Source organism: Candidatus Nitrotoga sp. M5 (assembly GCF_927904885.1).
Classification (GTDB): Bacteria; Pseudomonadota; Gammaproteobacteria; order Burkholderiales; family Gallionellaceae; genus Nitrotoga.
This window is the reverse complement of the sequence record NZ_CAKMNW010000032.1, coordinates 1-12509: the sequence shown is the minus strand read 5'-3', so window position 1 is coordinate 12509 and position 12509 is coordinate 1. Positions and strand designations below refer to the sequence as shown.

Here is a 12509-nt window from a genome sequence, read left to right as displayed (position 1 = left end):
ATGCTGCTGCTGCACGTGGAAGACGAGCGCGGAACTGAAAGACGCTCACCAAGCCGCAGCACGCAGCAATAATTCAGCCGTGCGGAATGCGGCGTAACTACGGAGTGAATCATGCACGTTGCCCTCTACGCTAGAGTTTCTACCACGCGCCAAGCAGAAAACGATCTATCTATCCCCGACCAACTGCGCCAGCTGCATGAATGGGCAAAAGCGAACGGCCATTTGGTGATTCAAGAATATGTCGAGCCAGGTGCATCGGCCACCGATGACAAGCGGCCAGTGTTTCAGCAAATGATCACTGACGCCATGATTAAACCGCCAGCATTCGAGGCCATCATCATTCACAGCCTGTCGCGCTTCTTCCGCGATGGTATCCAGTTCGGCGTATATGAACGCAAACTCGACAAGAATAAAATCAAAGTCGTATCCATTACCCAACCGACGAGCGATGACGCAGGCGGAGAAATGATGCGGCGTATCATCAACCTGTTTGACGAGCACCAATCCAAGGAGAATTCCAAACACGTTTCACGCGCCATGAAGGAGAACGCGCGCCAAGGCTTTTTTAACGGTTCAAAGCCGCCATTCGGTTATCAGGCTGTCGCCACCAATAAAACGGGTAGTCGTGGCCGCAGCAAGAAAAAGCTGGAAATCAACGAAGCAGAAGCAGGCATCGTGCGTCTTGTATATGAATATTACCTGCATGGCTTGGAAGGTCGCGTGATGGGCTTCAAGGAGATCACCAAGCACCTGACAGAAAAAGGGCTGCTCATGCGCGGCAGCCCGTGGAACACCCACAAAATTCACACGCTGCTATCAGATACGCTTTATATAGGCGATTATTACTTCAACGTAGTTGATTCCAAGGCAGGCAAGAAGCGACCACAGGAAGAATGGATTAAAACCGCCATTCCTGCGATCATAGATGCGGCTTCTTTTGAGCAGGTCAGAGCTAGACGTGAAGCACGCGCACCAAGCAAGACCCCACCGCGCCGCGTGTCGTCCCCAACGCTCCTCACTGGCCTGCTTAAATGCGGCATCTGCGACCATGCCATGACACTGGTCACAGGCAAAAGCGGAAAATATCGCTATTACAAATGCACCAGCCGCCACAGCCAAGGCAACCACGCCTGCACGAGCGGCAATTTACCAATGGAAAAATTCGATGAGCTTGTGCTGGATAAACTCGCCGATCAAGTTTTTGCACCAGAACGCTTGCAAGAAATGATGGCTGCGTTGCGCAAGCACATTCAATCATCCAAAAACGGACAACAAGCACGCATCAACGAACTAAACCGACAGATTAAACAGATCGAAAAGAAGCAAGAAAACATGTGGCAGGCAATCGAAAACGGCATGCCTTGTGACGACACCTTCCACCGTCGCGCCCAGCAATTCAAAGCGGCACGCGAGGCTTTGTTCATTGAACTGGCAGGTGTGCGCCGTGATACTTCTGTTCCAGCGGTGGAATACCTCAAGGCGAGTCAGGTAGACGTGTTCGGCAAGGTGCTGCGGCAAAAGCTGTTGGCCAAGGGCTCGCCATTAGCAAAAAGCTATTTGAATATTCTAGTGGATGAAATCGTGATAGTGGATAAGTCCGCCACCATCAAAGGCAGCTATGCGGCTTTAGCGGATACGATGCAGAAAATAAAAAAGGGCAACTTGAATAATCAAGTGCCCAGTTTTATGCCTAACTGGTGCGCCCGGAGCGATTCGAACGCCCTACCCCTTGGTTCGTAGCAAGTTAAATATCATTTTTCTCGTAAAATGTTACCGGACAGCTATGGACATTGCTGGATAGTAAAATAATCAATTAAATCGTATTGTTATATATATTTATTGGGGGTATAGTTAGTCCATTACGGTGCGACTATATTCTATAACAGCCGCATTGCAGTGTACCCATCAGTGTACCCATGGAGAATGCGATGACTCGATACCCGAAAAGTGGAAAAGGCAACAGGTGGACGATCAAAGAGCTGGCTGCCACAAAGCCTGAGTGGAAAGGTGACACACTCAGCGACACTGATGGCCTCTCTGGTGACGTGCGTGTTACCAGCAATGACAATGTCTCGATTGCATTCCGATATGGCTTTAAATGGCAAGGCAAAAAGGCGTGGCATTATTGCGGCACATATCCGACCAGGGACATGGCGGCAATTCGTGAGGAGCGCGATAAGGCGCGAGACTTAGTCAAAGCGGGCATTGATCCACGCGCCAATAAGGTCGCAGCGAGAATTGAAGCACAGGCGGGTGTTGATGAAATCATTCGTGTCAACGAGCAAAAGCGTACCGAAGCCTTCACCTTCAATGATCTCTACAAGGTATGGATTAAGGATGGTGTGAATCGTAGCGATGGCAACAAATTCATTTCTCAGTCATTCGGTAAGCATGCCATTCCGGTGCTGGGTAATATTGAAGTGCGGCATTTATCCGAGAATCACTTGCGGGATGTTTACCGGTCAATAATCGCAGCAGGCAAGACAGCCACGGCGGTGGAGCTATCGAAGGACATCGGGCAGATGTTGCGCTGGGCGGAAAAGCGTAAACCGTGGCGCTCCTTGCTGATAGACGGTAATCCCGCTGAGCTAGTAGTAATCAAAAATCTTGTCCCTAACGATTACACCAAAGAGCGCACTCGGCTATTGAGTATCGAAGAGATTTGCAAGCTAAGGCAGATTTTCGACCAATCCGAAGCCAGCTACCTTGAGTCTGCCAACAGACGATCTGCCGAGCGCCCACTGAAAAAAGAAGCACAGATTGCCTTGTGGTTGTGCCTGGGAACACTGTGCCGCATCGGTGAATTGCTGATGACAGAATGGAAGCACGTCAATTTTGAGCGGCGAACCTGGTTTGTTCCGGCGGCCAATACCAAGGGCGAACGCGGCAAAAAATCAGACCAATTGGTTTATCTGTCCGATTTCACAATAGCTCAATTTATGCAACTGCACGCACTGACCGGTGATAGCTTGTGGGCTTTTCCTGCACGGATCAAAGAGGGTCATTTATGCGAAAAGACCGTCAGCAAGCAGGTGGGTGACCGGCAGGTGAAATTCAAAAGCAGAACTCGCAAATTGAAAAACAGAGTGGAAAATAACAATTTAGTGGTGGGTGACGAGGAATGGACACCGCACGATTTGCGCAGAACAGGGGCAACGCTGATGCAGAAATTAAAAGTCAGCCGGGATGTAATTAACCTATGCCAGAACCATGTGATCGGCAGTAAAGTTGACCGGGTGTATTTGCTCGACGATTACGCTGATGAAAAACGCGAGGCTTGGAACAAGCTGGGCGACAGATTAGAAGCCATTCTCAGTGCATCCAATGTAGTAAGTTTGAAAAGCGCATAAGCAACAAGGGGCGCAACTGACCACGCACAGCGAGAGGTAACGGTCATCCCGCTAAAAACCAAAGCGGCTTAATGAGTAAGGCGGAGCTTTTCCATTGGCGGCAATTGGAAAGAAATTCATATTCAGAAAGAAAATCGTTAATGTTCATGCGAATGTGCCTTGAGGTACTGGTCGCAACAATCTGCAGCTACGAATTGTAAAATGGCCTTCACATCATCTGAGCGGGATTTGAATTCCTGACGTTCCAGTACACATGGAGTCATGTAGATGAATCAACACCCCGACGAGGCTGTCTATGAATCACACATCCTGCCAGAACCCCTTCTTTTGCGACAAATAAAAGTCAGCGTTAATCAGTCCGGGGTCAGAATTCAGGGCTTCTATATCATCACCACATTGTTGGATGCAAAGGCTTATACAGCCGATTACCTGATCAATTATACTTCCAACGCTGGGATGTTGAGCTGTTCTTTCGTGATATAAAACGACTATGGGCATTGATATTCTACGTTGCAAAACACCCGATATGGTACGCAAGGAAATCGTGATGCACATGATCGCCTATAACTATATGCGGTATCTCATGATTGAGTCAGCACAAAAGGCCGGAGCGCCGGTTGTGCCCGAACGACTCGATAGAAATAAGCCCAGTGCAGTGAAAAGAAGACCCAAATCGTATCAGTTATTAACCGCCCCAAGACATGAAATGAGAATGACGAAACATAGGGGCCGATACAATGCTAGTGCGACTTAACTTAGGGGCATTCCACTCTGACCCAAAATACTCTCACTGCTGACCGAAGCGGCACAGGCATCATGTCTAGCAGGATGAGGATACTGTTAACGACAATAAAATGCTCGTCTGGATCAGGATGGGATTTTAAATGTTACGCATGTTAGTGACGCTTGCGACTTAAAGCGATATAAGTTCTTAAGCCCAGCAGGGTTGAAAGGAGGATCATCCCCCACTCGGAAAGCGTGGGAATTGGTGCGGTTTGTGTGGTAGCAACAAAGCCATTTTAAATGCTAATTCATATCACGCTACTATCGAATTGCTACGTCTCGCCACTATTGTTAGATAGATTATGACATTACCCTGAAACGTTCAAAGCCCGTCCCGGCCGATGCCGGATACGGGCGGGAATTCAAGTCCGTCAAACTGCTAGTGACGCCTAACAGCACCCATCCCGAACAGTACCATCAATCCTGCCAGAGAAAATAGCGCCCATTCTGAGAGCGTCGGGATGCTAACGACGCCAGGTACGGGTGTGGGATCGGGTGGAGGTGGGGGTGGATTACTGACCGCAGCAACGATCAAGTTGACATTGGTGGCGGGCTGAAACGCGGAGTTAATGAAAGCTTCGAAAGTGAACAGGTCGTTACCGTTGAAGCCGGTGACCGGCGTATAGGTGAGGTTGCCATAATTTGCGCTTGGAATCTCTTGGCCCACAACCACACCGACGCCACTAAGTCTCAATGTCCCTTGGGCAGGCAAGGACGCGATCCGAATTTTTTCCAAGGTGACACTGTTGCTGTCGACAAAGTCGGACGCAGAGAAGGTGGCAGTAGTGTCCTGATTGAGGTTCTTGCCAACAATCGCTGCGGCCGCGACATCGGCGGCGATGGCATCAAGGTTGTCGACTTCGCCCGCCGCATAGAACCAAGTGAATTCTTCGCTGGCACCATCGGCCAGATCGGCCATTCGGATATACAGTGCATAAGAGCCGTCGCCGGTTGCTTGGATGCTCGAGGTCGCCGGATTTTGTAAGTAGGCGTTCGAGAAGCTGCAGCAGCCATTGATAGATGTGTTGGCCTTGGGAGAAGTCGAGAAAAACAACACGCCGGATGTCGCAGTGAAAATCTTCAGCGCAGCGGATTGATCGCTGGCATTAGCCAATTGAGTAAATACGCCATTAACCAAATTACCGCGATGTTTTGTCGGGCTGTCACTCAGGCCGACAAAATCATCTCGAGTACCCACCCAGTAGCGCAGATTACTAACCCCAGCGCCGCTGGTATTGGTAATACGGGTGGTGATTGTCACAAATGATTTGCCAGGTAGCAGTTCGTAGATATTACGTACGGTCAGTGTCTTGCCAGCGATAGTTGCGGTACCTGTAGAAATGATGGTCCCGGTGCCCTTGCTACCGCTGGTGATGCTAAAGCCAGAAACGTCTAGCACCTGATTGGTTAAGACGGGGTTCTCCTGAATAGTACCGTTGCCATTCCAGTTGTTGGTACCATCGCCATCAATACCGATGGCATTGTCCAGTGGAAAATTGGCAAAGGTAAGCTGGGCGAAACTACCGCCACCGATATTGGGATCGAAATAGAACGGTTGCCGCAGATTACCGCTGGAGTTGACCGAGGCTTCCGAACCCGTGCCAAATCGTACCAGATCGTTGTCTAATACTTCATATGCATTAGCAGCGCTTGTTAAACAAGCACCTAAAATGAATACTCTACCAATAGTTTTTATAGCATTAACGAATGAATTATGCATAGGAAAATTGTCGTTTTGTGATTTATAAGGATGATGTAGTACGCAATAGTACCAAAACAAACAATAATTTAGTAAATAAAATATATCACCTTGCTAGCCTTTGATTATATAAATTAATAATGTTAAAACGACCTTTTCAGAACTGGAGTATTCGGCAAAAAATATGTAACACGGCGGAATAATTGTGGACAGAATAGAATGCCACTCAGTTAAGTCCTTTTAGCAAGGAAAAAAGCTGAAAATTAATAAGTGAAATGGCATAATTCGCCATGCAAAATGCAACGCTTTTATTCCCTGATTTTCACCTCCCAACACTTCGTCAAACACCCCGCTTAGCGAATCAGAAACTGTCCGATGAGATCGCAAAGTTAAAACAAAAATCGGTTAGTCAGCTAGTTAAATGTTTTCGAAACTTCATCACCAATCAATACCTTCGTCCCTCAGAGTCTGGGGCCCTCAGTCGTCGACGTTTCTTCAGTAAAGAAAACACTTTCTGGGCCTTTTTTTCTCAGGTGTTAGGTGATGATGGTGGATGTCAGGAAGTGATACGCAAACTCCAGGCCTTTGCCGCGATAAAATCCAAACCCTTGCCCTCGTCTTCAACTGCGGCCTACTGCCAGGCACGAAGCAAACTGGAACTGTCGGGGCTTGAGACCATGCTTCAGCAAACCGCTAATCGGCTGACGCTCTCTGATTTTGAGCGCATGAATTGTCGTTGGGTTGTCGTGGTTGATGGCACGGGCGTCAGCATGCCCGACACAATAGCAAACCAGCTCGTGTGGCCACAGCAACGGCATCAAAAGGCAGGCTGTGGTTTTTCGTAAGCGGTCATCTGTGCTTGCTTTTGCCTGCAAACAGGCGCTTTGTTAAGCCACAAAGTAGGCAAAAGTCATGAGCTGCCCATGCTACGCGAGCAATAGGATACCTTTAAACCCGGTGATATATTTCTCGGAGATAAGAGGTTTTGCAGCTATTTGGATCTATCGAGCTTTAAAGACAGGGGCGTTGATCCTGCCAGAATCCCTTCTTTTGCGGCAAATAAAAGTCAGCGTTAATCAGTCCGGATTCAGAACTCAGGGTTTCTATATCATCACCACATTGTTGGAAGCAAAGGCTTAACAGCCGACGACCTGGCCGATCTTTATTTCCAACGCTGGGATATTGAGCTGTTCTTTCTGGATATAAAAACGACTATGGGCATGGATATTCTACGTTGTAAATCACCCGATATGGTACGCAAGGAAATCGTGATGCATTTGATCGCGTATAACTGTATTCGTTATCTCATGATTGAGGCAGCACAACAGGCCGGAGAGCCGGTACGCCGAATCAGATTTAAGGGCAGTGTCCAGGCACTTCGGCAGTGGGAACCGCATCTTAATCAGACCAAAATTAGCTATCAAGAGCAGCGCCGTTTAATCCAGTTTTTGTATGACTCCATCGCCGATTATATCGTGCCAGAACGACCCGATAGAAGTGAGCCCAGAGCAGTGAAACGAAGGTATCAGTTATTAACTGCTCCAATGCATGAAATGAAAATGACAAAACATAGAGGACGATACCATGCTAAAGCCACTAAATTTAGTGGCATTCGAATCTGACTCCAATTTATCTTTCAATGGCGCTATTTTATCAACTACCAACACGAGCACAAACAAAGGTGTATTTTTTCTGCAGCCGGCTAGAAGAGCCCTTTAATCATATTGCTTGTTGATTCTCTCGTGTAGCTTCGAATAATTTACTGGGTTATGCTTGATACAGTAATATCGGTTCAGGACTTGGCTAAAACAATGGATGTTAGATGACAAAGATCAAATCACAGGGCATTTCACTTCCGGACAATTTGGATTTAAAGGTCCACTCTGTGGTACGTCCGCCGACATGGCGACAGGAACCCTATACGTTGTCGTATATCATGGTAGGTCGTGAGGTTAACCCAGCAGAATTGCTTAAGGTACTGCGCTGGGGTGTCGCCGAAAATCTCCCTAACCCTCGAGTAATTACTCCAATATTGATCAGTTGGTCGTCACTTTTTCATCCGCGTTTCTATAAATCCGTTCACAAAAATTGTCCAACGCAAGTGCATGCAATAGAGTGGATTGATAAAAGTTTACCCTTGGATTTTCATCAACTGTCGCGATTGTGGTTGCAATCGGTATTATTCTTATCTGGCGTAACATTATCAGCAGCGATCATTCAACAACGATTTTCCTCGGGCACTATTGGTAGTAAGCTCGACCGACTGTGGGACGCAGGCAAATTGTCTCAAGCTTGTGTCGCGCCGGAATTAGTATCGCTTAACCTGTGCGATCAAGTGTCGACAATTGCTGCAAACCATGTCGCAAACTGCGAGCAAGATGCCTTGGTGCAATTGCTGAAGATTCGTGAACTTTTTATGGGCGCCTTAGCATTAATTGCCCCCACAAACGGCACGGTGGCAATTATGCGCAAATCTACAACAGAGCGCTATCCAGACGGCAGATTCAATTTTGTTGATAGCTTGCACAGTCAGCTGGGGGATTCCCTGCAGGCTATCGTAGTTTACGGATCGAGTGTATCAGGGAGCCAGTTTGCAGACATCGATGCGGTACTCATAGTAGAAGATCCGGTCGCTGTGCTAAAGCAATTGGCGGGGGCGACCCCTCTCTGGCTCGGCAAAGAATTAAACCTAGGAATTTATTCTCCTGCCGAATTTTTGATAATGCAGCGTCTTTCTGGAGATAATTTGCCCGAGTACGGGCTCTGTATTTGGGGCGAAGTTGAAGTAATCAGTAAACCGGTTGCTCATTTGTTGGCGAGAAATTTTAGTTTCGGCGTGATTAGACAGCGGCAACAGCTGGGAATGCTGGCACGAGAGATCGCAACAAACGGCACCACTACTGACGATCGAAAAAATCTGTATGAGTACTTTGTAAAAATTCCTGCAAACGTTACCAAAGGTACATTCGGTGCAGTTGGACGGCGTTTACCTAAAGAGCAAGTGCATGACTGGCTTCGTTCTTCGATAGGATTTGATACACCTTCGTCACAAAATCAAGTCTCATCTGGTGACACAGCAGGAGCACTTGCGATATCATCTCTAGCGACAGGGTGGGCACTGACTATGTTAAATACTAAGCTTAATGTGGTAAGGCGTGTATCGGATTAGGCGAGTAGAAACTGGTTAGGGAATTACCCAACAACCAGGAATGAACCTTTTTCAATGAATATTAAACCACTGCCAATCGAAATCGATTACCTTCTCGATCTTTGCAATGATCTGGAGCTCGACGTCAAGCTTCAAGCATCGTCCAAAACCGGTGATCTAATCGAGCTCACCGGCTCGCACGGGGAAGCTATATTTGTTCAGCCCGGCAACATCGAAGCGAGCCTTATCGAACAGGTGTTGAGACAAATCGATTTTGATTTCGAGCAGCTACCTTTATTGGTACAGGGTGATAGCAAAGAGATCAGGCTGCTAACTCCGCGAATTGCATTAGCAAAGTTGATCCCCAGTGTATATTCCTACACCTTCAATCGATACGGTATGGCGCCGGGAACCGACGAAGCGCGCGTGCGATTCTCTGCACAGCTTTTTCGAAAAATGGCGGAGGAGCCTGGACCATTTCATCTGAGTTCTGCTTTTTTAGCCCTGGTGGAGACTAACGACGGCTTACTGCTTGCGGAACAAATCGTTGAATCATGTAATTTGGAAGTGCGCGTCAAACGGTTTCATATTGGCTCACCGCTACATCGCTATTTGTATACCGATCAATACGCCACACGTCGCGGAGGTTCTCCGTTACAACGCTGGACTCGGTTTTCTGAGCCTGTGGTTTGTTTTGATTGGAGACATCCGTTAAAGGATGAAAATGATCAGCGCCTAGCGGATGAACCGCTACCGGATGACTACGCGGCACTTTGGCTTGACGATATTGCCGCAGCCAAGAAGCTAGCCCGAAATGCATTTTTATGGATTGAGCAACGATTTGCCAAGGCGGGATTGCAGCTGGTGGATATTTGTTTTTTTATCGACCGCACCGGTAGCGTACTGTATGGAGAAATTAGTCCAGATTGCATGCGTGTGCGAGATGGCGATTCAGCAGATGCACAATCTTTTGACAAGGATTTGTGGCGTTCCGGCGGAAGCCCTGAAGATGTGTTAGCAAGGTATCAAAGACTTTACGAACTCGTATTTGGTGAGTCCGATGCAGCCCGTAAACAACCCGTAGTGATTAGTTAACAATAGGAGAGGAAGCTATGAATCAATTATCGAAGCCCATAATAGTGAAAAATCGCCGATTGAAAATGTCGCCCGGTGGGATTGTGACCTTGCCAGTGTCTGCGAGAAAAACGTTGAAAATGGCAAAAGATGCGGGCGGTCAGGTGACTATAGCAGTAGAGAAAAATTCCGTGGTGTTGGCTCCCGCAAATAAAACCGGTGGATTTCGAGTCTCCCCTCAAGGGCAGCTTGAGCTGCGGGGTGATGCACGTGAACTTCTTACCACGGGGACAGGCCGACACTTTTGGGTGGAGCTGGATGACGATGCGACAAAGGTTAAGTTGAGTCCCTTCGTTTGACAGAGCGCTTAGTCTTAGCCCTTGATGGTCATGATGGCAGCGGCAAAACTACCATTGCGTCGGCATTAGCATTGCGGCTTGGCGGTATTGCTGTGCGTCCATTTGCTGGCGCCACGGGAGGGATGCTGTTTGAAGCCGGACAAAGGGAGGATGTCGATGCGCTAATCGAAATTGGTGGCTCAGCGATTGAAACAGCAGTGTCAACCGCACCCGAGGGACGTCCTGTAGTGCTGGACCGAGCTTGGATGACCGTTGCCTCCTTTATACCAGAGTCAGAGGCTTTTTTTTCGCAATGGCGATTTTGGGTGCCTACGACGCTCTGCTGGGTACCACTGGAGGTCACGCTGTCGAGGTTAGCCTGTCGCGTAGATGAAGACACAGAGCCGGTACAATGGCATGAGCGCTATTCGAAGACTTATCTTAAATTGGCTCAGCGTTCTGGCAGCTTGGTACTGCGCACTGATCATGAAGATGTTCTATCCTGTGTCGACAAATTAGAGATATGGGCCAGATCAATAGTAGATCAATAGGGCACCCATTGATCTTATACCTGCCTTCTTCGATCTGACTCGTGCTGGGCGCAAGAATCTTCAGAAATGCCAGAGTCTCTTGAGTTCGCTCATTGTGTGTGATTCATAGACATCCAGTTACAATCAATTCCACTGAGTCGGTTGTGTTCGAGTTGTTTCGCCAATAATGTAAAATTTAATTGCGCAACTCAGTGATTCAGATTTTTTATTCTCCGCATCTAGCAGGCTGCTGAAAAACTCCACCAGTGTTGGTAGTTGGTAAAATAGCGCCATTGAATTTGGAGATATAACAATGCGCGGCGTAGACGTTCAACCGATGAATTTGTTCAGTTACATCCAACTGGAACAGCGTGTTCCAAAGAGGCATCCGCTGCGAGCGATTCGCAAGATGGTGGATATTGCCCTTGTTGGGATGGACGATCTATTTTCCGAGATGTACTCGGATACAGGCCGCCCCTCTATTGCGCCGGAACGATTGCTGCGCGCGCAAACGCTACAAATATTGTACACGGTACGTTCGGAACGACAGTTGATGGAGCAGATCGACTTTAACCTGTTGTTTCGCTGGTTTGTTGGCCTGGAGTTGGACGAGATGGTTTGGGATGCGACTGTGTTCTGTCATAACCGTGATCGACTGCTGACGCATGAAGTTGCCGAAACATTTTTCGAGCAGATCAAGGCACAGGCCAGCGCAGATGAGCTGTTGTCGAAAGAACATTTTACGGCTGATGGCACATTGCTGGATGCAGCGGCATCAATCAAGAGTTTCATGCGTAAGGATGTAGAGACCGGCGAAGGTGCGAAATCCGACGAGCATCATCCTGGAGATCAGGGGCGAAACAAGGAAGTAAACTTCCACGGCGAGGCGTTCAATAATGCGACCCACGAATCTGTAACGGATGGCGAGGCGCGCCTGTATCGCAAGGCAAAGGGCAAAGAAGCGAAGTTGAGCTTCATGGGGCATCTGCTGACGGAGAATCGCAACGGTTTGATCGTACAGGCCAGCGTAAGTCAGGCAACAGGAACGGCGGAGCGGGAAGTGGCGTTAGCGATGCTGGATGCGGACCAAAGCTCCGGCAGACGCACCTTGGGTGCCGACAAGAACTACGACACCCAAGCTTTTGTGGCGGACTGCCGCGAACGCAAAGTAACGCCGCATGTGGCGCAGAAAAAACATACAGCGATTGATGGGCGTACCACCCGCCATGCGGGTTACGAGATTAGCATCAGGAAGCGCAAGCAAATCGAAGAGTGTTTCGGCTGGATGAAAGACATCGGTTTGATGCGTAAATTACGGCATCGCGGACAATCGTTGGTGAACCAACTATTTCTGTTTACGGCCGCGGCGTACAACCTGGTCAGGATGAGGCGATTATTGGCGTAACACGCCATAAATACGCCCAAAAGGCGAAAAAACGGAAATCCCTCGGAAAAATAGGCTTCTACGGGAGCTATAAATTTAGAATCGGCCGAAAAAATTTATTAGGCGGGCGGGTAAGGGGAAATATATGAGCTGTAGTAATCGCGACATCATCTGACAGTTACCCGATTTGATCGAAGTGACTG

12 protein-coding genes are annotated in these 12509 nt (G+C 48.2%); 10 read left to right on the top strand and 2 right to left on the bottom strand.

Going from position 1 to position 12509, the window contains the following annotated elements; translation table 11 throughout:
- Window positions 1-111 precede the first annotated feature (111 nt).
- From MJ770_RS08395 to MJ770_RS08385, 3 genes are all read left to right on the top strand, one after another.
- The gene (locus MJ770_RS08395; RefSeq protein ID WP_239251210.1) at window positions 112-1740 is read left to right on the top strand and encodes a recombinase family protein; all 1629 of its coding nucleotides are present in this window, start codon (window positions 112-114) and stop codon (window positions 1738-1740) included.
- Between the two features lie 188 nt (window positions 1741-1928).
- A complete protein-coding gene (locus tag MJ770_RS08390) occupies window positions 1929-3350 on the top strand; it encodes a tyrosine-type recombinase/integrase (RefSeq protein ID WP_239251199.1) in 1422 nt (473 codons plus the stop codon).
- Between the two features lie 267 nt (window positions 3351-3617).
- Window positions 3618-3833 (top strand): hypothetical protein, encoded by a 216-nt coding sequence (locus tag MJ770_RS08385; RefSeq protein WP_239251189.1) that lies wholly within the window; start codon window positions 3618-3620, stop codon window positions 3831-3833.
- A 413-nt stretch (window positions 3834-4246) separates the two neighbouring features.
- Here the strand turns inward: MJ770_RS08385 and MJ770_RS15645 are convergent, their stop codons facing one another.
- Together MJ770_RS15645 and MJ770_RS08380 are read right to left on the bottom strand one after the other, a co-directional pair.
- Window positions 4247-4336 (bottom strand): IPTL-CTERM sorting domain-containing protein, encoded by a 90-nt coding sequence (locus MJ770_RS15645; protein WP_445083139.1) that lies wholly within the window; start codon window positions 4334-4336, stop codon window positions 4247-4249.
- Between the two features lie 176 nt (window positions 4337-4512).
- Window positions 4513-5853 (bottom strand): IPTL-CTERM sorting domain-containing protein, encoded by a 1341-nt coding sequence (locus MJ770_RS08380; protein ID WP_239251162.1) that lies wholly within the window; start codon window positions 5851-5853, stop codon window positions 4513-4515.
- A 269-nt stretch (window positions 5854-6122) separates the two neighbouring features.
- On the opposite strand from MJ770_RS08380, the gene MJ770_RS08375 reads away from it, so the two are divergent.
- The 7 genes from MJ770_RS08375 (at window position 6123) to MJ770_RS08345 (ending at window position 12327) form a co-directional block, all read left to right on the top strand.
- Window positions 6123-6677, top strand: a complete 555-nt coding sequence (locus MJ770_RS08375; RefSeq protein ID WP_239251160.1) for a hypothetical protein — start codon at window positions 6123-6125, stop codon at window positions 6675-6677.
- A gap of 240 nt (window positions 6678-6917) precedes the next feature.
- Entirely contained in the window at window positions 6918-7454 is a 537-nt protein-coding gene (locus tag MJ770_RS08370) for a transposase (RefSeq protein ID WP_320412223.1), read from the top strand.
- Window positions 7455-7654: 200 nt separating this feature from the next.
- The gene (locus MJ770_RS08365) at window positions 7655-9001 is read left to right on the top strand and encodes a hypothetical protein (protein WP_239251159.1); all 1347 of its coding nucleotides are present in this window, start codon (window positions 7655-7657) and stop codon (window positions 8999-9001) included.
- A gap of 54 nt (window positions 9002-9055) precedes the next feature.
- Window positions 9056-10075, top strand: coding sequence for a phosphoribosylaminoimidazolesuccinocarboxamide synthase (locus tag MJ770_RS08360; RefSeq protein WP_239251158.1), 1020 nt, complete (start codon window positions 9056-9058; stop codon window positions 10073-10075).
- Window positions 10076-10092: 17 nt separating this feature from the next.
- Complete coding sequence (locus tag MJ770_RS08355; RefSeq protein ID WP_239251157.1) at window positions 10093-10413, top strand: hypothetical protein; 321 nt, start codon at window positions 10093-10095, stop codon at window positions 10411-10413.
- Window positions 10410-10943 carry an AAA family ATPase gene (locus MJ770_RS08350; protein WP_239251156.1) on the top strand — a complete coding sequence of 178 codons (534 nt, stop codon included), beginning with the start codon at window positions 10410-10412 and terminating at the stop codon, window positions 10941-10943. The genes MJ770_RS08355 and MJ770_RS08350 overlap by 4 nt, the downstream gene beginning before the upstream one ends.
- Before the next feature lie 292 nt (window positions 10944-11235).
- Entirely contained in the window at window positions 11236-12327 is a 1092-nt protein-coding gene (locus tag MJ770_RS08345; RefSeq protein WP_239251155.1) for an IS5 family transposase, read from the top strand.
- Window positions 12328-12509: the final 182 nt, after the last annotated feature.